Genomic DNA, 24,257 nt, shown 5'->3' with positions numbered 1-24,257 from the left:
CAGATATCGTTCCTCAGAATTTCCTCAGATTTCAGTTTTAGTCTAGAGATAAAGCTGAATAGTTGTTAATTATATCACACCAGACCTACTCGTCAACCCAAACCGGGAACAGTATCTTACTGAAATTTAGCTCTACTGGAAATAGGAAGGAAAAAGATGTTAAATCATAGCTGTATTTGTTGTTCACATACCTTACTTAGGCACATTCGCTCTCACCAAGTCTACTGGTTCTGTCCCCATTGTTACCAAGCCATGCCTGAATCGGTTGAACCCTACTCACGGTTCAATGCATCCCAGCTTTTAGGGCTTTCTGTTGTCAAATCTTATACTGTTGGCAGTAGCCAACGCGAAAAAGTTACCAAAGCCCCTCAATTGCATCCTGTCGCCTAGAGTATCGATTTGTCGTTAATTAAATTCCCCCAGTTAACGCCCTAAACATTAATGAATAGACTAAAAAGAACTAAGCCGCAAAAGGCTCCATTGATCAACGTCTTTGACGTTACAGCAATCTTCAACTGATTATCTTCCCTCCCGTGATTTCAATTGGGGTCTTTATGCCTATAGTATCCTAGGTATTGTCAATCACTTCTACAAAATTGGCTATTCCGGGTTGAAGTATTGGGTATTTTTCACAGCTTTTATTGCTCTGCACACGGTACATATAAAACTGGGTCATTTTGATACGGGCTGGCACTTCCATACTGGCGTTGCGGATCAATTTATTCTCGGACAAGTCTTCCAGCCGTGTAATTTTGGCGCCTTTATCCTGTTGTCGATTTGGCTTTTTCTGAATCAGAAACCGTTTTGGGCGGTATCGTCGTTAGGGTTGGCGACGACGTTTCATCCGACTTATTTGCCCAGTGCGGCTATCCTGACGCTATCCTATATGGTGGTTATTTTAAAGGACGAGCAGAACATTAGGAAAGCTTTATCGGTTGGAATTTTATCCTTGATTCTCGTCTTACCCGTTTTCAGTTATATGTATTTCACCTTCAGCGCCACGAATCCTGAGATTTGGCGGAAGGCGCAGGAAATTATTGTCGAGTTTAGAACGCCGCACCATTCTTTACCTGAGGTTTGGTTGGATAATGAGGTGCCTTATATTCAGGCGGGGATAGTGGCGCTAGCGGTTTACTTGGTGCGGAAAACGAAACTATTTCTGGTTTTACTGTTACCCTTGATGACGGCGATATCGTTAACCGTGGCTGAAATTCACTTGAATCATGATACGTTAGCGTTTATCGCGCCTTGGCGACTGTCTGTATTTTTGGTGCCTTTATCGAGTTGCATTCTCTGTGCTGGTTTGGTGTCTGGGGCGTTCAAAACATACGGCAATTTTATGTTTAAGCATCAGCGGTTAGTGGCGCGGGTGACGCTATCTATCCTATCGCTTCTGGTTGTGGCGGGGACTGTGGAACAAACTATCTCTTTTTATGGGGAAGATAAGACGACGCCGATGATGGAGTTTGTTAAGCAAACGAGACAATCGGGTGAAATCTATTTGGTTACGCCGGATAATAAACAGTTACGCAAGTTTCGTTTATATACGGGGGCGCCTATTTTGGTTAATTTTAAGTCTCATCCTTATAAGGATACGGAAGTGATTGAGTGGTACAATCGGCTGCAATTGGCTCAAGGGTTTTATGGAGAGGGGTGTCAGGTTTTGCCGGAGTTACGGGATAGATATCGGATTACTCATCTGGTTTTGGAGCGTGAGCAGTTTGATTGGGGGTGTGAAGGCTTGCAGGAGTTGTTTCGCGATGAGAATTATGGGGTGTATCGAGTAGGGGCTTGGTTAGCCCCTACTAGACATTTGGCTTCTAATACAATAAATCTTTGGGTGTGAAAGATGGTACATTGGGGGATTAAGGGGGGGAGGGCTAAGGGGTTTCCTTGTTCTATTCTCAGGCTGGCTTCTGTGGCGACAGGTTGAAATTGTTGTATCCATTTGTTGTGGGTGATGTAGTCGGGGGTAAAGGCGGATTGGTCGATGAGCCAAAAGTCTATATGATAGTGTTGAATGAATGCTTTGATCTCGTTTAACTCAGGACTGTATTGAGCGCGAATTAAGTCAATGGCTCGTTGGCGCAAGGGGATGTAATAGCCTAAATGATAGGGGATGGCATATTCCCAACTGACTAAAATGGAACGGTGAGAAAAGGTGGGGAGGTTATCGGCTTCTGGGGATAGGGAGGCGATGCGGCTATCTTTGGGTTGATGGGTAAAAAATTGGTAAAGTTCAGGTGCGGTGCCAATTTCGTAGGCGGTTTTGGGAAAGTCGGTGACGAGAAGAGGGTAGAATATGAGTATCCCGGCGAGGATTGTGGCGAAGCCGAGGGCGAGTATTGTTGTTTTCTGGAATAATCCATGACAGAAAATGGTTAAGGCGATTCCTGTGGCTATAGAGAGTAGGAGTCGCAATGTATGTTCGGTGTAACGACTGGGTAAATGGAGTTGGAAGAGTAGCAGATGGGCGGTAAAAAATAGAGTCAGGGAGACGATGATAATTTGGGGGAGGAGGATGATTGAGGGTTGAACCTGTCGGGTTAGGGGGAAGCGTTTGGCAGTTTTCCCCAAAAACGGGAATAAGAATGCAGCATATAGTAAGATAGGGAGGGATTGGCGTCGAGGTAGAAGACCACTGCGATCGCCATTCAACCAGAAATCCCAGAAATTATCAGTAAAAAAGCTGGCTCGCCCCCCCGCCCAGAATTCCTGCATTTCCTTTGCTTGGGTGGCTGTAATAATTGGCTCAAACTCGGATGTGGTGATGGCGTAGGGTAACATTACCAAAAAAGCCACGACTAAACCCGCCGCGCCGAAATAATAATCCTTCTTTTCCCGCGACAGTTTCAATGTTCCCCTTTGCCATTTCCCCAACTGGAGGATTAAGACGCCACTGGAGATGAGGACACTTTGCGGATAGAACCATCCTTGCAGCGCGATCGCACCTAAACTGGGAATTAGCGATCGCCTGATTAGATAATACCAGAATCCCAGGAGTAATGGATAGACAAATGCCCTGGGTGTGGCGGAGACTAAATCATCCCGCATCCACAGGGTTTGATTCACCAGCAGGGAACTTATAAATCCGGTGATGGGGATGGGTAGGAGTTGTATGGTGAGAGCAAAGGCGTAAACTGTGGTGATTAGGGTGAGGAGTAGGGGGAGGAGTTTACTCAGGGTTAGGGGTGCGATTCCCAGGTTGGCGATGAGTTGGTAGACTGTTTTATAGCCGACGGGAACGACGGATTGGAAATAATCGGCAATGGTATCATTGGCAAATAATTGGGGGTCTAAAAATCGCTGCATCCAAAAGACATGCTGTCTGGCGTCATCCTGGACAATATAAGGGGAATTGAAGGCTTGTTTTAGGGCTAAAAGGCTATAACTTGCGGCAAATGTTAGGCTGAGTGATAACCAGAAAATGGTTCCTGGTGGGAATTTGTGGGTGATTAGGGATAGTAGGGTTTTTTGTCGGTGAGTGTTCATATATGAGGTAATCTAAAAATTAGAGGGAGCATCGTTATAGGCTTAGGTTGTTGAGCCAAAAATTCATATAAACTAGGAAACTGACCTTGTTTATATCAAGTCAACGGGAAACTCAAAAAGCAGGGATATAAAATAAGTGTTGCCCCCAAAACAGCCGTAACTACCCAGGCGAAGTATCTTTTAGAGGGGTAAGAGGTAATATTAACATACCGCAAAAAACTCTGCGTTCCTCTGCGCGTTCCTCTGCGTTACTCTGCGTTAAAAATAAAAGAATGAGACAACAAATCTAACCTAAAAAAGGACTAATAACGAATCTCTCAAACAATCCGCCGACAAAACAACCAACCCTTCCCCATCAAACACTTTACATCGTTCCATCCTCTCCACCAAAACCGGAACCCCTCCCCCTTCCAGACTCAACCTTGCCCCTATCGCCGCCGACTCATACTCTTGAATCCAACGATTACCCATCACATACTCCGGCGTAAACGCCCCTCGTTCCACCAACCATAAATCCACCCCATACCGCCGAATAAAATCTTGCACCAATCCCTCATCTAAACTATACTGAGCCTCAATCAAATCAACCGTCCGCTGATAAATTTCATTGTAATAATCCAAATGATAAGGCAACGCATATCCTTCCCCCCCCACTAAAATCGAGCGCTGGGCAAACGTCGGTAGACTATTCGCTTCCTCGGTTAACGAAGCAATCACCGTATCTTTCGGTTGTTGTTGCAGAAACTTGTAAAGTTCTGGCACATCACCTACCGTGTAACGGCTAATCGGAAAAGGATAATCATTAGCTTGCAAAATACTGGGATAAAAAAGTAGAATGGCAGCCAAAACCCCCGTAAACCCAATAGCCAAAAGCGGTTTCCCTTTAGTTTGAGCCACCTGTAAAACTGTATCCAATAAAATAGTCAGCGCCACAGCCGCCGCCAACGCCACCATAATTCGCAAACTATGTTCTGTATAGCGATTAGGAAGATGTAGCTTAAATAGAAACAAATGAGCAGCGACAAACATACCCATCGATACCAGCAGCATCTGAGGTAACAGCCAAATACCCCTACTAACCCGTTTAACCAAAGGAAACCGAGAGGGATATTTCAACAGAAACGGCAAAGAAAAACTCACCCAAACCTGTGGCGGTACTAAAAGAATCGAATACTTTGCCATCAACCTACACCATTCCGTTGGCAGCATACCACTGCGCTTACCACAAATCCAATAATTCCAAGGGTCAGCATTAAAAAAACTTGACCATCCTTTAGTCGAAAAAGCGGGTAACATCCTCGCTTGTGTCACCGTAATCACAGAACCAAATTCTGAAGAGTTTAAAGCATAGGGTAAGAGAACCAAGAATGCAACTCCTAATCCCCACCCACAGAACCAATAATCTGAGCGCACTACAGATAAGCGAAACCGTCCTTGTTCCCACCGCCCTAGCTGAACAATCAACAATCCAGCGACAATAAAGACACACTGAGGATAAAATAACCCCAAAAGCGCGATCGCGACAAGAGTTGGCAGTAATAACCGTCGCAATAAATAATACACAAAGGCGAGAAACAGAGGATAGACAAAGGCTACAGGTGTAGCCGATACTAAATCATCTCTCATCCAGAGATTTTGATTCAATAGCAATGACGCGATAAACCCAGCAATCGGTACAGGCAAAATTTGTAGAGTAATGCCAAAACAGTAGACAGTTGCCACTAATCCCAGCCCCAAGGGTAAAATCTTACTTAAAGCCATTGGATCAATTCCTACTGCGGCAAAGAGCCGATAGAATGTAGCATATCCCCACGGTGCAACCGATTGAAAATAATCGGCAATCAAATCCCCAGGAAACAACTGTGAGTCGAGAAACCGACGCATCCAAAAAACATGTTGCCGCGCATCATCCTGGACAATATAGTCATGACTCAAGGCGTTTAGTAGTGCCGGATATGCATAAATAGCCGCAAAAGTCAAGCTTAAACTCAACCAAAACACCTGCTGAGTGCGAGAGACTTTGCCAGTCAGTAGGTGGGAAAAATTAAAGTTAACGGCTCTTATCGTCATTCGTCATTTGTCATTCGTCATACTCGCTCTAAAGACTTAGCATAGAGAATATAGCGCGAATTTCGATACGCGATCGCAAGTCCTAAGCCAAAAGGTATCAACGTCAGTAGGGTAAACTCCGCCAGTCCCATCCGCACAGCATTTTCTGAAGACTGTTGCTTGCGCCGCAGTACTCCCACACTCAGCGCCAACACCAACAAGTACACAGCCAGTTTAATCCACCACTGTTGTGACCAATGCAGGGGATTCAGGTGGTGAGGAGTGCGGATGAATACATAAACATAGGACGGTTCTACAGCACCTGTGGGACTAAGTGTCAATAAATGTTCTAGAATCGTGTAAATCGATAGCGCACTGGCTATCAGATAAATCCCCACAATGGAACCCAGATACCGAATACTTCTAAAATGGCGGTGGCGTCTGAGGAGCAACCATCCTCCTATCACCAGAGACGCCCAACCCCCGACAAGAGTGTGAAATAATGTGGCTAGCCCCAAAAGAAGTGCCATCACGCGATAGCAACCCGTTAACATCAGCCCAATGGCGAACAGCAATAGACCGTAAGCCACAACTTTCGGCTCAACCCCTCCGACAAACCATTCACGGGCAACTATCCCTTGATGGTCATCCACATATAAAAACAAACCAACCGCCAACAGCAGCAAGGGCAAACTCAACCCCAGCTTTCGACCCAGAAAGACTAACCCTGAAGCCATCAGGGTGTAACACAACAGCCGCCCGATTAAAGACGTGGCTAAAAACCCCCAAGCCGCCGCCATTGAGCCAAAAAATGCCAGGAATGGTATGCGATAGCCCGGAGGCTGATTGAGATACCAGTCTCCGGGAATCCAAGTTGGGTCAGCATACTGTCTGGCAAAGGGTAAAATATCGACTTCATTTTTGTCACCCATATTGCCATCCAGCAAGAATCCCAAACTGAGAAATGCAGTTACGACCAAAATTTGAACGCTGACTTGCTTCCAGTGGGTTCGTTCTTGATTAACCGGATTGGTTTGTATGGAATGGCTTGATATCATCTTGTTGGTCACTGGCGTGATACTTCCCAGAATTAAAGCATAATTGTTGCTGAGTATAGTAGTGTCAGCGTCTTGTGAATAGCTCTGCCACATAACCCGTTGATTTGTCGAGGCGGACGCGATAAATTAACCAATCCCGAAGTTTACAAGAGGAATTAAAGTGTGGTCAACGTTTTAGTTACAGGTGCAGCCGGCTTTATCGGATATCACCTCAGTCAACGCTTACTTGCCCAAGGTGATACCGTAATTGGACTGGATAACCTGAATGCTTACTATGATGTCTCCCTCAAACAAGCCCGACTGGCGCAACTGGAGAACCAACCTGGGTTTCGCTTTTATAAACTAGACTTAGCCGATAGAGAGGGAATTGCCCAGTTATTTGCCCAAGAATCTTTTGAGTTTGTCGTCCATCTGGCGGCGCAGGCGGGTGTTCGCTATTCCCTGAAAAACCCCTACGTTTATGTGGATAGTAACCTAGTGGGCTTTACCAATATCCTGGAAGGGTGTCGCCATGCACAGATTAAGCATCTGGTGTTTGCCTCATCGAGTTCGGTGTACGGCGCGAATACAAAAGTGCCGTTTTCGGTACAGGATAATGTCGATTCTCCCATTAGCCTCTATGCCGCCACCAAGAAAGCGAATGAATTAATGGCTCATGCCTATAGTCATCTGTATAACATACCCACAACCGGCTTGCGCTTCTTTACTGTCTACGGGTCGTGGTATCGTCCCGATATGGCACTATTTTTATTTACCAAAGCTATCCTCGCCGAGCAGCCGATTAATGTGTTTAACTATGGTCGGATGGAAAGGGATTTTACTTACGTTGATGATGTCGTCGAGGGTGTGGTGCGAGTCATGGGTAAGATTCCGCAGCCGAAAGCTTCAGGAAATGCTTCACCTGGTTCGAGAAGTTCTGCCCCTTACAAACTCTACAACATTGGCAATAATCAACCGATTGAACTGCTACAACTCATCGAAACCCTAGAACAATCTTTGGGCAAAACCGCTGTGAAAAATATGCTACCCATGCAACCGGGAGATGTGCCGATTACTTATGCGGATGTGGATGATTTAATCCAAGATGTGGGATTTAGACCAAATACGCCCATTGAAGTGGGTGTGGAACAATTTGTTCAATGGTATCGGTCTTATTACAAGATTTAGTCTATTTTGTCAATGATTTAGATTGAATCGGGGCGGGTTTAGTCACATCTTTTTGCAACAGAAAAGATAGTCGTAAAACCCGCCCCTACACAAGTGCCATTCTTGACTAGCCAGGGACTTGAAGAGAACCTTTTTCATTCCCCTTCTTTTTCGATTTCGTCATCCGGCTGGATGTTTTCCTCCATCCGTTTGAGCAAAAGCTGTTTGGCTTTGAGAATATCGGATTCGGTGCCATAGTGATTGTGATAGTAATAGTAAGACCGGGTGGTATACCCTTTAACGCCATTGGCAACCACTCCGAACACGGTAGCGTTAGAAATTCTCATACTATCTAAGGCTTGCATTAATGCGGAGCGATCGCTCTTACCCAAACCAACCACCATAATTACACCATCAGCGTGAGCCGCCAAGATACGACCATCAGCCAGTCCTAACACAGGTGGTGTATCGTAAATCACCAGGTCAAAAACCGCATGAAATTGCTCCATTAAATGTTGCATCTTCTTGGAACACAGAAGACGACTCGGATCAGGTGGGACTTGACCGGCGGTGAGGACATACAACCGATCCCACATCGGTATGCGTTGGATTGCCTGTTTCGCGGTTAGTCCCGTGGCGATGACATTACTTAAGCCGACTTGATTATCTAAGTTCAAATAGTGATGAACCTGAGGGCGTCGTAAGTCCGCATCCACCAGCAAAACTCGTTGACCCATGGCGGCGGCGGCTTGGGCGAGATGGACGGAAACAGTAGATTTTCCTTCTGAGGGGGTGGCTGAACTCACAATGATGGAGTGAACGGGCGTATCGCTACCCAGAAACCGAATATTAGTCTGGAGCGAACGGAACGATTCTAAAAAAGGAGAAGCATTGTAGTTTCGGGATGGGCGGCGAGATTTTCGCGGGTTGGGGGAAGGGGGCGCTGATGTCGTCTGGGTTAGGTTTGCCGTAGACATCATCTGTTTGAGTTGTTTTTGGTAGGGGATAATGCCCAGTAGGGGAAGTTTGGTTAACTCTTTGAGTTCATCGGGAGAATGGAAGACATTATCCAAACGTTCGATCAGCAAAGCAACACCCATGCCCAACAATAACCCCGCGATCGCACCCAATGTGATATTACGCTTGGTATTGGGCCACACGGGGACTTGGGGGACTTGCGGCTTTAAAATAATCTGCCAAGGTAAGGCTTTCTGGGCGGCTTCAATTTCCAGATTTTCCCGCACCGCCAGAAAGCGATTTAAGCTATCGGTGGCGACTTGGAGTTCTCGCTGTAAATCTGTGTAGCGGCGGGCGATGACGGGGATTTGTTTAACCTGGAGGTTGAGCAGTTGAGCGGCTCGCGCGATCGCACTTTGTTTTACTTGCAAGACTTGCAGTTGATTAGTCGCTTGCACCAGTTGCTGGGTCAAGTTTGTGCGAATTGAATTGGGGGAAGCACCGGACACCCCAGCCTCACTTAGGCTGACGCCCAACACCTTTTGGGATTCTTGGCTAAGTAAAGGTAAGAGATTATCCCGTTTCTGGCGTAAGGCTTGCATCGTGGGACTTTGGGGCGTAAACCGTGCCGATTCTAGGGCAATCTGGGCTTCAAGTTCCGAGAGTTGGTTGAGTAACTGTTGGTAGCGAGGGGCTTCACTGAGGGTAACTGTGGCAACGGCTTGTTGGGGTGATAATCCCAACTGCTGTAGAAGGGTATTATAAAGCGATCGGGTTTCTTGATACTCAACCTGAGTTTGTAACTGCTGCTGTTCAATCGTACTTACCCGTTGGGATAACTCTTGGGCTTGGATTTCCGGGTCAAGGAGGTTGTGTTGTTGGCGAAAGTCTTGCAGTTGTCCTTGCAGCTTATTCACGCGATCGCGCAGCATGGGTAACTGGTCATCGACAAACATAATTCCCTGTTTCAGGTTCAGTTGTCGCTCTTGTAAAGAGTAGCGCAGATATCCTCTGGCGACTTCGTGTAAAACCCGCCGCACTCTTTCCGGCTCAGTATCCCGATAACGCCCTTCTAGGATTTTGGTTTCCCCCAGTCGGCTAACGATGAGCTGACCCATTAAGGAATCATAGCTCACCTCTGGGTAGTGCTTTTGGATCTCCTGGACAATAGCGTCCATTAGCTGAGGAGAGCGTAACACCTGAATCTGGGTATCGTAATCCAGTGCCGAATTCCGTCCATCACCGCCACCCACCACTTCCGTGAGTCTGTCTAAGTCTCCTTCCTTCGTAACCGGTTCAACCAGCAGTTGAAACTTGCTCTCATACTTAGGGGTCTGATTCAACGTCCAAAAACTGATCCCCGATGTTACCGCGATCGCGACTCCAGCAATGACTAAAGCACGACGCCGAATCACGTTGACCAACTGGCGCAATGTCCATTCATCAGGCTCAGGTTCCGGAGGTGGAGTCCGGTAGACTAGCGGTGGTGAATACTTTGGGTGTTTCCCATTGCCATTGGGTGATAATGGTTCCTGAATCTGACCAATCTCCATCTTCCCCCTACTCCTTCTGCGTGGATTGAGCGCGTTAGTCAAAAAATCATTTTACCTTGTTTAATTGTGTATCAGGTTGGCTCAAAATCGTCACCAATCCCGCTGAAATTTACAAATTTGATGGGAGTAGGGAATCAGTCCTTAACCATCAACTCTTGATTCCCTATCTGTCCTAGAACACCGATTCAGTCATCCAATTATCTACTGAAATTCCTCAAAAACGGTAACAGAAGCGACAATATCTCCCCTTTTTCCTGTAGAGACGTGCCATGGCACGTCTCTACAGCAGCCAACCTACGCTCTAAAATCCAAAAAATCTAAACACAGAGAACACGCTGCCAATCGGACTGACAATTGTTCCCAAAGTATCCGTGACTCTGGTCAAACCGGAACGTCTGACGATAATCACATCATTGGGGCGTAATGGCGGATTACTTTGATCGTTAACATCGGCAGTAAAATCCACCTCGATTTCCCGTTTTCTAACGGTACCATTCGGTTGGAGACGAACCAACTCCACAGAACTCTTACGAGCGCGACGGTTATCAAATCCGCCCGCCGCTAGCAGGGCTTGATTCAAGGGGGCGTTAGCGGGGACGGAGACTGCACCCGGTTTCTCGACTTCTCCCACCACATTTACATTGATAATTGCCGCCGAGAAGCTTGCTGATGCCAATTCCGTGGCTTCTGAAGCTGTCAGGGTTTCGGCTTCGGGGACTCTAATCGTATCTCCCTGTTGCAAAATCACATCTTCAGAGAGATCTCCCTCTTGTAAAAGCTCCCACAGATTTATGACAAGTACTTGCTCAGTACCATCTCTGGTAGTGCGTCGCACTTCCACGTTACGAATATCAGCAGATTGAGTAATGCCCCCCGCCACTTGGATGGCTTGAGTTACCGTTGGCGGTTCTGTATTGTTATTGTTATTGCCACCGCCACTACCACCACGGGCGCTGTCAGCCGTAGCGGCTCCCGATGTGGCGGCTGTCACAGTATAAGGACCTGGGCGCACCACTTCCCCCACAACGGCAACTTTAATCGGCTTTACCGCCTCTGGTGAAAAACTCGCTGTTGCCAGTTGACGGCTTTCCAGGGGGTCAATGCCGGTGGTGGTGGGGATTAAGATTTCATCACCATCCCGCAAGGTCACGTCTTGGGATAGATCACTATTTTGCAATAAGTCCCAGAGATTAACCGTATAGGTTTGTCGGGTAGCTGGGTTCATCCGGCGGCGGATTTGTACGTTTCGCACATCAGCCGAGCGACTAATTCCCCCAGCAAGCTGAACTACTTGAGTCACGGTGGGAAATTGTTGTCCTTCGTTGAGGGTGACGCTGTAGGAACCCGGACGACTGACTTCCCCGGCGACCGCAATTTTTAGGGGGCGAGCATCAATCAGGCTTAGAGTGACTAAGGGGCGTCTCACATAGGGAGCGTATCGCCCAGCAATTCTTTGAGTGGCAGCATTAATGGTTAACCCTTCAACAGCGATACTGCCAGCAACGGGTAAATTGAGGGTGCCATCGACTAAAACCTGGTATTCCCCACTGTATTCTGGAACATCAAAGAGCGTCACGCCCACGCGATCGCCCGGTCCTAGGGTATAGGGTAAATCGGGTGGTGGATTCGTCACTGTCGTGGGTGCAGGGGGCGAAAATGTGGGGACTTGCGCTATTCCCGGAAGCGGTGCGGTTACGGCAAAAAAGGCAAATAGGGTTAAACCTGCCACAGATGGTGTTAAATGCTTGCTCAAGTTGATCCTCCCGATCCCTATGGTGCGAAAACTCTCAATGGGTCTTTTAATTCTCAGTTTAGTCATATTTATTACAGATGTCTTAGCTCATTCGTGATTAGCTCCCATTACCGTTGAAGCTAATTGGCACGAAAAAGTTCATACCCGCAGAACGTTAGAGTCGATACTCGCTATCCTCAAGTGTCACACGACTTTCAGGGAACGGACAATAAACAAGTGTATCGGCAAGACTTAGAGGACACTCCAAACACTGTCTAATATAATTTCAGTAGAGCATAAACTGTGGCAGCTAGGATAAATTTCACAGAACAATCTATCCCAAAGTGGTGGAGTCGTTATGGCTCGTCCTGTATAGTTGAATTTACAGTAGTATTGGCGGGTATTCCTAATTCGCGATCGCGGGCGGATGACAAACCCAGCCAGATCAGAAAAATATGTTAAGCTTTATCTCAATTTCTAATTTTTTAATGAATTAAAACTATGATATTTATCAGTCCCAAAACCGACTTTGCTTTTAAGAAAATATTTGGAGCGAACGACAGTAAAGACATCTTAATTAGCTTTTTAAATGCCCTGATTTATAATGCCAATCCGGTGATTCAGGATTTAGAAATTATTGATCCGTACAATCCTGGGGATGTTGTCGATTTAAAAGATAGTTATCTTGATGTCAGAGCTGTCCTGGATAACGGCTCAACCGTGTTAATCGAAATGCAGGTGCTGAACGTGGCGTCCTTTGAAAAGCGCGTCATTTATAACCTGACAAAAACTTATGCCAATCAATTAAAATATGGGGAAGGATACTCCCACCTTAAACCCGCGATCGCCTTAACGATAACGGATTTCCAACTGTTTGACCAGACTCAGCGGTTCCTGACTCGTTTTGGCTTGAAAGAAAAACAGGAGTTGTTTGACTATACCGATCCAGAAGTTGAGCTAATTTTTGTGGAGTTACCTAAGTTTAATAAAAAACTTGAGGATTTAGAAAATTTAACCGATAAATGGATTTACTTTATTAAAGAAGCTCCCAGCTTGGAAGTCATTCCACCCACGTTTAGACAGGTTCCCGAACTCGAGAAAGCCATGAATATTGCTAACCAAGCGAATTTAAGTGTAGAGGAATTAGAAAAATTACGTAAGCGAGAGGTATTCCTTGAAGATCAACGGGGATTTATTGTTAAGGCAAAGCAGGAGGGACGAGCAGAAGGACGAGTAGAAGGACGAGTAGAAGAAGGAATCCGATGGACATTACGTTTGCTGGAGCGTCAGTTCGGGTCAATTCCGCCCGCAATCATTAATCAGATTCAAAACTTGTCTGTTGAAGAATTAGAAGGTCTAGGTGATGCTATTTTAGATTTTAACGATTTAGAGGAAGTATCGGCTTGGTTACAAGACAATACAAAGGGCAGGTAATAAAAGCAGTATACCTATCCAGAAATCGAGAAAGCCATGAATATTGCTAACTGCTCATTGATCGGGATTATCGGGATTATCAGGATTATCGCGGTTGTAGGAGCGAGTCGCGGCATATCGTAGGCGGCGTGAGAATTAAGGTATCTCGACTCGCCCTCATCTGATGTATGCGATGTCAGATAATTATTGATACCCTTCGGGGGGCGACCCGATAGAATTAATGATAGGGTGGTGTGTTGTAGGGGCGAGTCGCTGCATATCGTAGGCGGCGTGAGAATTAAAGGAACTCGACTCGCCCTCATCTGATGGATGCGGTGTCATAATCAACAACAAACTCGGCTAGCCCTAAATAACGAATCCCTTGGGGATTCGTCTCAAAACGACAGGGTAACACCTCAAGCCCCTGGAGAACCGCCTCTCGCAAGAGTTTGCCATAAACGGGATCAGTACTGTCACCCGGGCTAAAGCGATCGCAGTCCCCCCGATTGATAAAATAAAGCATGATCGCCTTGGCTTGGGGCAATAACTTCTGGAGTTCTTGCAGGTGCTTTTGTCCCCTTGTGGTAACAGTGTCGGGAAATAAGGCTAAGGTTCCCTGCGCCCAAGTCGTATTCTTGACTTCCAAATAGATGGGAGGCGCTTCATTCTCCCCCGTCAGTACAAAATCAACCCGACTTTTCCGGTTTTCACCATAAACCACTTCTGGGCGAATTTGGCTGTAGCGATTGGCTAATTCCGGGATTAGCCCTTGTTCCAGGATAATCTTCATCACCCGATTCGGGAGTGCGGTATTAATCCCTACCCAAGTCGGTTGGGTGTCATTGACTTGGATCATCTCCCAGGTGTAGGCTAACTTTCGCTTGGGATTATTACTGTGAGATACCTGAACTAAACTTCCAGGAGTGGAAACCCCTGTCATTGGACCAGTATTCGGACAGTGGGCGATGATTGTTTCCCCTGATGTAAGCTGAATATCGGCAAAAAACCGCTTATAGCGTCTGAGTAAAGTCCCCGTCTCTAGTGGCGGGTAGGTGTAAATCCAATCGGAGTTATCGTCCATTAATTTAAGTGAACTGTTCACATTACTTAATAAGTATATTAAAATAACTTAACATGCAGTGACATTCAATGGACTCAAAATGGCTAACTCAGACCAACGGAAACAGCGGATCATGGAACACATCAAACGCTCGATTACGATTCCTCAGCGAGGCTTTTCAATGACTTCAGATGCTAAAAAGCAACAGATTATGGATCATATCAAAATGACACGAGGTTAAACCTTCACAGCAGAAGTTTCCCATTAGTTCTCTCCGGGGCGGGTTTTACCGATAACCTTTTGGAAAAAACTGACCATAAAACTCCAGAGAATTTGGGTTATCCTGCTAGTTTATTCGAGAGAACCTGCGGATGGGAGCATGTCACCTTTGTAGGTTGGGTTGAGGAACGAAACCCAACTCCAGGGAGAGCCAGTTGGGTAACGCTTACGCTCTACCCAACCTACTTGAGAGTTCTGTGCTGTCCCTGACATGCTCCCCCTGCGGATTTGGTATAACTGGGGATTTAAGCCTAGGCTGAAACGCTAGTAGAAACGTAGCATCCTACGTCTCTACATTACCTATTGTGACACCGATTCCTGCTATACAGGCGGTTTGGTTAAACGGGAACAATAACGCTCCTCAACAATTGTAGATTTAGAGGACATCTTTACCGATTTATGGTGCGAGGTTTGGGAAACAACCTCCTTTTCCGGATGGATAGTAATTTGCTTACAAACTAATTGCTGGCTTCCGGGGCGAATAAAATCCCATGTATAAACTTGGGTATCAGGGAGTGTAGCTTGCGCTGGAGCTAGTCTGAAAGTAGTTGATAATACTAGCCCTAAAATAAATAAAACGACAAGTACGGTTTTCCGCATTGATTTCTCTCAGTTGACTGAGTTCAAATTAATTTTGCTCTCTACTCTCTATTATATCTAATATATCTAAGTAGTTGGACAAAATTAAAGTTACCTTAAAACCCAAGACGGCAATAAATAAGCTCTAATTTAATTTTTTATCGCCATAGTTCCACCCTCACGTCTCCCCCAGCTCCCCAGACGCGCCATGGCGCGTCTCTACCTGCTTCTTCTACCCTAGATATCTTCACCAAAATTCATCCCTCATCCCTCATGGTCAAAAAAACCCCCTTTTGCTGGAGTTGCGCCAGGGAACGGTTAAGATAAATTTGAGCAATCGTATCTTGGGGATTAATTTTCAAAACCTCTTCAAACCGCTGTTTCGCTTTGCCAAACGCCTGCTTGGCGTAGAGAAACAACCCTTCTTCAAAAATTGAGATTGTGGCTAACTTGCCCTCCTTAATTTTTAATGAATCTCCATCAAACACTTCAAAAACTGCCACCGCTTTTGACTTGCCTTTTACCTTAACCTGCTCCACAAAGCGGAGGCTGTACTCCGTTGGGTTATGTAAACGAGTCAACGTCTGTCCTGATATTAATAACGACACCTTATACTGTTTCGTTAGTCCCTCCAAGCGAGCCGCTAAATTAACATCATCACTAATCACCGTACTATCTATCCGGTGTTTTCCCCCAACTGTACCCAGCATCAACGAGCCGGTATTAATACCAATGCCAATTTTGATCGGCGTATAACCCGATTGCAGACGACGCAGATTATACTCATACAACCGCTGTACCATAGAAATTCCAGCTTGAACCGCGTCATCAGCAATACCACTAAATAGTGCCATAATCGCATCGCCCATATATTTATCAATAAAGCCATGATGTTCGATAATGGCTGGCTCCATCCGCTTTAAAAAAGCATTAATGAACTTGAAATTTTCCTGAGGATTCATCCGTTCCGAGAGGGTGGTAAAATCACGAATGTCCGAGAAAAGGACTGACATTTCTTGCTGGACTTGGTCGCCTAATTCTACATCAACGACACTTTTTTTATTTAAGATCTGTAAGAATTGACTGGGGACAAAACGGGAAAAAGATTGATTGAGTTGAAACAGTTCATTTGTGAACTTAATTCGCTCCGCCTCCGCTTGTTTGCGAGATGTAATATCTTCCACAAAGCCCTGATAGTAAAGTGGAGTTCCAGACGCATCATAAACAGTACGGGCATTCTCACTAATCCAGATAATTGTGCCATTTTTGCGGCAGATCATTGACTCAAACTCACACACAACACCATGCTGCTGCATAAGTGTCATAAATTCCTGACGCCGACGGGGATCAACGTACAAGTGATGCTGAATACTGTTAAGGATTGTGATCAATTCTTGGGGGGAATCGTAGCCGTAGATGTGGGCTAAAGCGGGGTTAGCACTGAGATAACTGCCATCGAGAGCAATCTGAAAGATTCCTTCTTGGGCATTTTCAAAAATAGAGCGATATTTTTGTTCTGCCTTCACCAGTGCAGCTTCAGCTTGTTTACGTAAACGCAGCTCATAATAGACATCGCTAATATCTCGACCTTCAACAATCAAAAAGTCAATACTACCATTTTCATCAATAATCGGTTTAATCGAAAAATCAATCGTAGCAATGCGCCGTTGTTCGCCAAAAATATCAACTTCATAACGGATAAATTTACCGCTAGCAGCTTGAGAAATGGCTAATTTTAACTGAGATTGAGTTTGGGAGGAAATAGTCCACCAGTAACACTCCCACAAGGGTTTTCCTGCCACATCATCTAAATGTAACTCACCTAAATCAAGGGCAGTTTGGTTTACTTCTAGGACGATTCCATCAACACTCAGCATCCCCGTAAACTGAAATGTATGATTAAAAATTGCCCGAAATTTTAGCTCACTAGCACTGAGTAATTTGACAGATTGTTTTAAATCCTGATTCAACTGTTTAAGTTGGGCATTTTGTTCAGCCAGTTTTTTATCTTGAAGATAACTATTGATTGCTTCTTTTACTGTCAAAATTAGGTCTGAAGCCTGCCAAGGCTTAGCGATATAACGATAGAGTTTAGCATAATTAATTGCATTGCCTATGGCTTCAAGATCAGCTTGTCCGGTTAGCATAATTTTTAGCGTTTTAGGTGAAAGTTCATGAACACACCTTAATAGTTCATCACCTTTCATCCCTGGCATGATATGGTCAGAGATAACTAACGGAATCTCATAGTTATCTTCTAAGAGTTCTTTCATTAACTCTAATCCCTCTTCTGCTGCTTCCGCAATTTCAATCAAATAATTCTTGCCAAGAGCCTCCTTAAGCTCAGTTTTTAGACTTCTGAGTACTGTTTTCTCATCATCGACACAAATAATTACCTGTTTAGTCATACTTAGGTTACCTATACCGTCACGCAGAAGTCACAAGGATTTTTTACTAGGTTTGAATTATCGGCTTGGCTGGATAATTTATAAATAACTTATAGTTGAGATAATCCTAATTTAATGATTTCCACTAATTCTGCTTCTGACCACGGTTTGTATAAGCAGTAATGCAGGTTTGCTTTCCTTTTTGCTTGTTCAATCGCCTCTGCATCCGCTTGACCTGTCAGCAGAATTTTAATGACATGGGGAAACTTCTGATGAACCTGAACCAGAAACTCATCGCCTTTCATTCCCGGCATTAACCAATCCGACACAATCAGAATAATGCTCACATTTTCTTCAACAAGCTCATCAATTAATTCTAACGCTTCATCAGCCGCTTCGGCAAGTTCATAAGTATAAGCATCCCCAAAGGCTTCTTTGAGTTGAGTCTTCAGACTTTTGAGAACGACTTTTTCATCATCAACACACAAAATGACGGGTTTATTCATTGGGCATTTGTCCTTTGTTATTGGTCATTTGTCCTTTGTCCTTTATCAAGTCTATCTAAACAATTATTATTCGTTTCCTTCGGGAGTATGTCAGTTTCGCATAAAACGTTCAAGTAGGTTGGGTTGAGGAACGAAACCCAACAGGCTAATCTGGAGTTGGGTTTCGTTCCTCAACCCAACCTACAAAGATGATATGCTCCCGTTTCCTTCTGTCCTCTGTCTTCTTGCTTTAGTCTCCCGCCGTCCGAAAAGGTAATGAAACAGTAAAAGTGGTTTTACCTGGAATGGATTCAACGTCAATCTGTCCCTGATGCTTTTCAATAATCTTTTTCACAATATCGAGCCCTAATCCACTTCCTTCTCCAGCTAACTTAGTAGTAAAAAATGGCTGAAATATTTTGCTTATAATTTCTGGAGGGATTCCTTTCCCACTATCGGTAATACTAACTTTTATCTGTTGGTCTTGCCCCTTGACATCAATGGTTAATGTTCCCTGATTATCCATTGCCTGTAAAGCATTATGAATCAGATTCGTCCAGACTTGATTGAGTTCATCTGCATAACATAATATCGGTGGTAACTCTTCATAGTTTCGGCTCACATTAATCCCATGCTTTAGTTGATTCTGATAGAGGGTTAACACTGTTTCAATGCCTGCTGTTAGGTTCGCCGGAATCATTGTTCCTGATTGATCATAACGGGCATAATTTTTTAATGCAAATACTACTTTAGAGGCTCGTTCAGTTGCTATATTGATGGTTTGAGTCCCCCGTTGTAATCCAGATAGTTTGTAAGCCGTTTCTAAGAGGTGGGCACTATGGGGGTGTCTCAACAGAGGGAAGAATTCTTCAATGTTGTTATAAATCCCCATATCAACTAAAGTATCGGCTATGGTATCAGCATCCTGAATATCTTCAATTTCCAATTGACGAATTAATACTCGCCGCCGTTTTCGTTCTTCTTTCGCCGTTAGATTCGATTCGTTTTGGAGTGAACGTTGCAACATTTTGAGAAAATCCTGCCCTTCTTCTGAAGATAATGATTGAAAAAGTGTGGGTAATTGTTCCAAGGTTTGGCGTAAAAATTTAGAAATATTTCCGGCTGAGGAACGAATCGCTCCCAAAGGTGTATTGATTTCATGGGCAATCCCAGCGATTAATTGTCCCAAGGCTGCCATTTTTTCCGATTGAATCAGTTCATCTTGCGTGGCGTTGAGAGAGTCGAGGGTGTTTTTTAACTCTTGGGTGCGTGCGGCAACGTTTTGTTCTAGATTGTGATAAAGTCGGGCATTGTCGATCGCGATCGCGGCTTGTCCGGATAGGAGTTGTAAAACTTCCAGTCTGTCTGGGGTAAAGGCGTCTGTGGTTAGATTATTTTCCAGATAAACAATACCACTGAGTTGACCTTGATTCAGTAGCGGCGCACACAAAATCGATTGGGTTTGATGGGTTTGAATATAAGGATCGTTGGTAAACTTGCCGACCTTAGCCGCATTGGTTTTGACTACGGTTTCTTGGGTATGAGTGACATAGTTAATAATCGATAGAGGTAGGTTATTTTTCAACGGTAGAGATTGCAAAACTTTGACTTGATTAGTCTCGACATTTAGCGATGCCTCAATCACCCATTGTCCCGATTTATTTAAAACAAGGACTCCCGTTTGCGCTCCCGTATTTTCAATTAAAATTTTCATCAAAGCCGCCAGTAACTTATTCAGATTAATTTCACTACTAATGGCTTGAGAGGCTTTCATCAGCGTCGCAAAATCTAATTCTGACTGATTTCTCCCGGAAATACTACTCACCGTCGTGCGAGTTTCTGTGATAAAACTGACACGAGAAGATGGAGCAAAAATCTGGGGATACTGGGCTTTCAAATCTCTCGCCTTCGCCGTCGCCCCCCAGCGCGTGTAAGCATAATGGGCTTCTTTAATATAAGTATGAGCAAACTTGTCCATCCCCCGATTCTGATAAAAAATTGCGGCTAAATTGTAAGCTAAGGCTTCCTCTTGAATATAGCCATTATCCCTCGCCCCTTTAATCGCTTGTTCATATAACTCCATCGCCGTAACCACTTCACCCAAAACTCGCGCTTTTTCGGCTCCAACTAAATCAAATTTATGGCGCTGATTCATCGCACCATGCTTTGCCCAAATCTGCATTTTTTCTTGATTGGCGTTAACTCGCTCAATCAACGCCTGTTTTTGTACCGATGTCGCCTCAGAAAAAATGGCAAGATGGGCGAGAGAATCATAAAAATAGAATATCGGAATCACAATCATCGCCGTAACCCCGTTTAAATACTGTTCGGCTAAAACCGCATTTTTCACCGCTTGCTCAAACTCACCAAATAGATAACACAGAATCAGCTTATTCAAATAAAATAAATGCAGTTCTGTGCGGTCATTTGCAGCCAGCGCCCGGGGTAATGATTTCTCTTCATTGTACGCCTTCCCCGTTAACTGCGTGGGATTTTCTCCTTGACCCCGTAAATTCTGTACCGCCTGTAAAAAAATTGCCGTCCAATTAAATGGACTTTCCCGACGAATTTGCCGCACCGCCTGATTATAGGTGGCGATTTCTTGTTCCACCTGTGTTAGTTCAACCGCACTAAAATATAAATGATCGCAGGTATAAAAGGCGCAATACCCCGCAAACTCAAAATCTCCCGTTTCTACCCCACTGTGATAGCCCTCAATCAGGATGGGTACAGTTTGACTAAAATGCTCTTTCCAATGCAAATTATGAGCGCCCAGCACCTCTAAAACTTTACATTTGACTTGCTGAGCATTAAACTGATTCACTAAACTAAGTGCTAATTTACCAAATTGATATCCAGCCTCAAAATTTTGCTGACGATCCAATAAAATACATCCATAACAGGCATACCCAAATGCTGACAACGGAGCGTTACCATACTTAACTGATAACTGAACCATAGATGAGGCAATCAGAACAAAAAGTTCCGGTGCGGCGATATAAGCAGCGGCAATTAAATTGGATAGAATTAGTACAGCGGCTAGAGGTTCAGCGGCGGTCATTTCCGGCAGATTAATTAAATCTTCAATCTCATATTCGACCAATATCGCCGCCGTTTCTGCTAATCCGTTTTGTAAATCTGCCAAACTGGGTTCTTTGGGTAAGCTGATTCCCAGTAATTTTAGTACTTGCAGTCCAATATGAATGGCTTCTTTAAGATTATTTTGCGAGGCAATGGCTTGAATCTTGACTTCATACACATTGACTTTTTCCAGCACGGTTTTGGCATGGGTCAGGAGGACTTCAATTAATCCATCCATCGCCGTAAAATTCCCGCTTAAATAGGCGGCTTTTGCGGCTTCTTCATATAAGGCTAAGGTTAAGTCATAGTCCTGTTGCCAACTATCTGCACCGAGAAGTTCTCGTCCCACAGTTAAATAATTGAACGCGGCGCTATAAGCGGCTGAGCTTATGGCTTTCTGACCAGCTATTAAATTCAAATTGGCGATTTGATGGCGTTCATCCTGACTAATTTCTCCCGATAGGTTTTCACCCGTATTGACGATTCCTTGATTCAAATGATCAACGATTGCAAATATATTCTCAGACAAGGTTTCAGAGTCAGTACTTTGCCAAAGCAGACGACCAATTTTTAGGTGAATTTCTTTCTTATGGCAGTCATCAATTAATGCATACGCGGCTTGTTGTACCCGATCATGCAAAAATTTATACTCGTGAACCAGCAGATCTGGATTGAGTTCAGATAGGGGTATGATTAATTCAGATTGAACGGCTGTGACTAAGTTAGAGAAAATCACATCCTCCGGTTTTTCACAGACGATTGCCAGCGTGGACAAGTTGAAATTGGCACCGATACAAGCAGCTAATTGTAAAACTTGCTGGGTAGAATCGGGAAGCCTTCTTAACCGATTTGTCATCAACTCTACGACGTTATCGGTAATATTTTTTTTCTTGATTTTATTAATGTCCCACTGCCATTGATAATCTTGAAGATTGAAGGTGATTAAGTTTTCAGCATAGAGATTCCTCAAAAACTGATTCACAAAAAATGGATTGCCTGCCGTTTTGCTCATCAGCAGTTCGGCTAAATGGTGGGCGGATTGTTTTTTTTGGTTTAATGTGTCATAAATAATTTGGCTAATATGGTCTAATTTTAAAGGAGATAACTTAATAAAGTTAACCGTCGATCCTTGTTTTTTAAATCCATCCAGTGTCATCATCAACGGATGAGTCGCGCTGACTTCATTATCCCGATAGGCACCGATTAAGAATAGATAATGTATCTCGCTATCAGTCATAATCAGTTGAATTAACTTGAGCGTCGCCAAGTCTACCCACTGCAAATCATCGAGAAAAATAACTAACGGATGTTCGGGTGAGCAAAATGCCCGAATGAATTTTTGGAAGACAATATTAAAACGATTTTGGGCTTCTTGTGACCCTAACTCTGGCACCGCATGCTGTTGACCGACAATCCGTTCGACTTCAGGAATTATATCAATAATCACCTGACCATTTGTCCCTAAAGCGGCTAATAGTTTTTCTCGCCATTGATTAAGCTGGGCTTCGCTTTCTGTCAAAATTTGCTGTACCAATTCCTTAAATGCGCTGACAATAGCCGAGTAGGGAACATTTCGTTGAAACTGGTCAAATTTTCCCGATACAAAATAGCCGCGTAGTCGAGTGTTAGGTTTATGAATTTCGGCGATTAAGGATGATTTTCCAATACCAGAATACCCCGCCACCAGCATCATCTCGATGGGGGGATCGGCGGATTTTTGGGTTTCCTTGTCGTCTCGATTCGCGACGCGATCATAAGCGGCGAGCAAGGTTTCCACTTCCGCTTCTCGCCCATAGAGTTTTTGGGGAATTTGGAATTGTGCGGAAATATCTTGAGAACCGAGAGGAAAGTCTTCAATTGTTCCAGTTTCAGTTAATTGTCTCAGACAGGTTTGCAAATCAGCGACAATTCCCCAAGCACTTTGATACCGTTCTTCGGCGGTTTTTGCCATCAGCTTGATGACAATATTCGCAACGGTTGGCGGAATGGTTTCCCCTCGCTGCGTCCCGACTAATTCGTGGGGAGGAGTTGGGACTTTTGCCAGATGACAATGGACTAATTCTATGGCATCTTTTGTCTCAAATGGCAGTTTTCCGGTTAGCAGTTCATAGAGGGTGACACCTAGGGAGTAAAAGTCTGTGCGATAGTCTAAAGAACGATTCATCCGCCCGGTTTGTTCGGGGGAAATATAGGCTAATGTTCCTTCTAAGACATGAGGATTTTTGACGGTGGGATTTTCGCGGGTAAGCTGGGTGGAGATGCCAAAATCAATGATTTTGAGTTGTCCGGTTTCGGGGTTAAAGACAATATTACTTGGGTTAATATCTTTGTGAATGACATGAACAGCGTGAATCTGTGCTAAAATTTCTGTTATTGTGAGCGCAATTTTGAGAAAGTCCCGCAGGGGTAGAGACGAGGATGTCTTTGTCAGGTTACTCATCCACTGCTGTAAGGATTCACCGCCAAAATCCTCTAAGATGATTACTAAGGTTCTCTGATAGGGTTTGATACTATACGCCTTAACCACGCCATCGATATTCAGATGGTGGGTGATTTCATACTCTTGTCGATAGCGAGTCAACTCTTGGGGTGTGGGATAGTCTTGTTTGAGAAGTTTGAGAATGACAGGTTTGTTTTCCTCTTGTTGAATACCGCGATAAACTATGGTATTGGCACTTTCGTAGAGTCGGGACAAAATGCGGTAATTGGCAATTTTTAAGGCGGTGTTATTCGTCATAGGCTGTGTGAATAGGAAATCGAGGGTCTAGAGTTGACAAACACCACGTAATGTGGTAATAATAGAGCCGTCGCATATAAATTTAGCCGTCGAACTGAAAAATCTGGGCTTTGAATGTGACTCTATGAGTTCTCCTAGGGAGTAGACGAACGCCCCGACTCTTCACCAACGATGGTAAATGACACCCTAAAATGAAGCGTTAGTGTAGCTTCCCTCGATTTTGGATAGCAAATACTACTCACGTTAGCG

At 44.5% G+C, this 24,257-nt stretch carries 15 protein-coding genes; 5 read left to right on the top strand and 10 right to left on the bottom strand.

Features of this window, described 5'->3' with window-relative positions; translation table 11 throughout:
- Window positions 1–156 precede the first annotated feature (156 nt).
- Both RIM23_RS21810 and RIM23_RS21805 read left to right on the top strand, forming a co-directional pair.
- Complete coding sequence (locus tag RIM23_RS21810; protein ID WP_446369258.1) at window positions 157–390, top strand: hypothetical protein; 234 nt, start codon at window positions 157–159, stop codon at window positions 388–390.
- Between the two features lie 103 nt (window positions 391–493).
- Window positions 494–1,846: a DUF6798 domain-containing protein gene (locus RIM23_RS21805; RefSeq protein WP_446369256.1), complete on the top strand. Its 1,353-nt coding sequence runs from the start codon at window positions 494–496 to the stop codon at window positions 1,844–1,846.
- Here the strand turns inward: RIM23_RS21805 and RIM23_RS21800 are convergent.
- From RIM23_RS21800 to RIM23_RS21790, 3 genes are all read right to left on the bottom strand, one after another.
- Window positions 1,768–3,492 (bottom strand): hypothetical protein, encoded by a 1,725-nt coding sequence (locus RIM23_RS21800; protein WP_446369254.1) that lies wholly within the window; start codon window positions 3,490–3,492, stop codon window positions 1,768–1,770. The two genes, RIM23_RS21805 and RIM23_RS21800, sit on opposite strands and share 79 nt — an antisense overlap.
- A 291-nt stretch (window positions 3,493–3,783) precedes the next feature.
- Window positions 3,784–5,562 (bottom strand): hypothetical protein, encoded by a 1,779-nt coding sequence (locus RIM23_RS21795; protein WP_446369252.1) that lies wholly within the window; start codon window positions 5,560–5,562, stop codon window positions 3,784–3,786.
- A 17-nt stretch (window positions 5,563–5,579) separates the two neighbouring features.
- A complete protein-coding gene (locus tag RIM23_RS21790) occupies window positions 5,580–6,692 on the bottom strand; it encodes a hypothetical protein (protein ID WP_446369250.1) in 1,113 nt (370 codons plus the stop codon).
- A gap of 69 nt (window positions 6,693–6,761) precedes the next feature.
- Between RIM23_RS21790 and RIM23_RS21785 the strand changes: the two genes are divergently transcribed.
- Window positions 6,762–7,766: an NAD-dependent epimerase gene (locus RIM23_RS21785; protein ID WP_446369248.1), complete on the top strand. Its 1,005-nt coding sequence runs from the start codon at window positions 6,762–6,764 to the stop codon at window positions 7,764–7,766.
- Between the two features lie 134 nt (window positions 7,767–7,900).
- Here the strand turns inward: RIM23_RS21785 and RIM23_RS21780 are convergent, their stop codons facing one another.
- Together RIM23_RS21780 and RIM23_RS21775 are read right to left on the bottom strand one after the other, a co-directional pair.
- Complete coding sequence (locus RIM23_RS21780; protein WP_446369246.1) at window positions 7,901–10,255, bottom strand: GumC family protein; 2,355 nt, start codon at window positions 10,253–10,255, stop codon at window positions 7,901–7,903.
- Window positions 10,256–10,556: 301 nt separating this feature from the next.
- A complete protein-coding gene (locus RIM23_RS21775; RefSeq protein WP_446369244.1) occupies window positions 10,557–12,008 on the bottom strand; it encodes a polysaccharide biosynthesis/export family protein in 1,452 nt (483 codons plus the stop codon).
- A 480-nt stretch (window positions 12,009–12,488) separates the two neighbouring features.
- On the opposite strand from RIM23_RS21775, the gene RIM23_RS21770 reads away from it, so the two are divergent.
- Complete coding sequence (locus RIM23_RS21770) at window positions 12,489–13,421, top strand: Rpn family recombination-promoting nuclease/putative transposase (protein ID WP_446369243.1); 933 nt, start codon at window positions 12,489–12,491, stop codon at window positions 13,419–13,421.
- Window positions 13,422–13,719: 298 nt separating this feature from the next.
- On the opposite strand, the gene sfsA is transcribed toward RIM23_RS21770, so the two are convergent.
- A complete protein-coding gene (sfsA, locus tag RIM23_RS21765; protein ID WP_446369241.1) occupies window positions 13,720–14,481 on the bottom strand; it encodes a DNA/RNA nuclease SfsA in 762 nt (253 codons plus the stop codon).
- 79 nt (window positions 14,482–14,560) lie between these two features.
- Between sfsA and RIM23_RS21760 the strand changes: the two genes are divergently transcribed.
- Window positions 14,561–14,701 carry a hypothetical protein gene (locus RIM23_RS21760; protein ID WP_446369239.1) on the top strand — a complete coding sequence of 47 codons (141 nt, stop codon included), beginning with the start codon at window positions 14,561–14,563 and terminating at the stop codon, window positions 14,699–14,701.
- Window positions 14,702–15,060: 359 nt separating this feature from the next.
- Here the strand turns inward: RIM23_RS21760 and RIM23_RS21755 are convergent, their stop codons facing one another.
- The 4 genes from RIM23_RS21755 to RIM23_RS21740 form a co-directional block, all read right to left on the bottom strand.
- Window positions 15,061–15,339: a hypothetical protein gene (locus RIM23_RS21755; protein ID WP_446369237.1), complete on the bottom strand. Its 279-nt coding sequence runs from the start codon at window positions 15,337–15,339 to the stop codon at window positions 15,061–15,063.
- A 236-nt stretch (window positions 15,340–15,575) separates the two neighbouring features.
- Entirely contained in the window at window positions 15,576–17,726 is a 2,151-nt protein-coding gene (locus tag RIM23_RS21750; RefSeq protein WP_446369235.1) for a PAS domain S-box protein, read from the bottom strand.
- A gap of 89 nt (window positions 17,727–17,815) precedes the next feature.
- Window positions 17,816–18,211, bottom strand: a complete 396-nt coding sequence (locus RIM23_RS21745; RefSeq protein ID WP_446369233.1) for a response regulator — start codon at window positions 18,209–18,211, stop codon at window positions 17,816–17,818.
- A 229-nt stretch (window positions 18,212–18,440) separates the two neighbouring features.
- A complete protein-coding gene (locus RIM23_RS21740; RefSeq protein ID WP_446369231.1) occupies window positions 18,441–24,008 on the bottom strand; it encodes a trifunctional serine/threonine-protein kinase/ATP-binding protein/sensor histidine kinase in 5,568 nt (1,855 codons plus the stop codon).
- Window positions 24,009–24,257: the final 249 nt, after the last annotated feature.

It is taken from the genome of Coleofasciculus sp. G3-WIS-01 (genome assembly GCF_040223135.1).
In the GTDB taxonomy this organism is placed as follows: Bacteria; Cyanobacteriota; Cyanobacteriia; order Cyanobacteriales; family Coleofasciculaceae; genus Coleofasciculus.
This window is presented reverse-complemented; position numbering and strand designations above follow the sequence as displayed.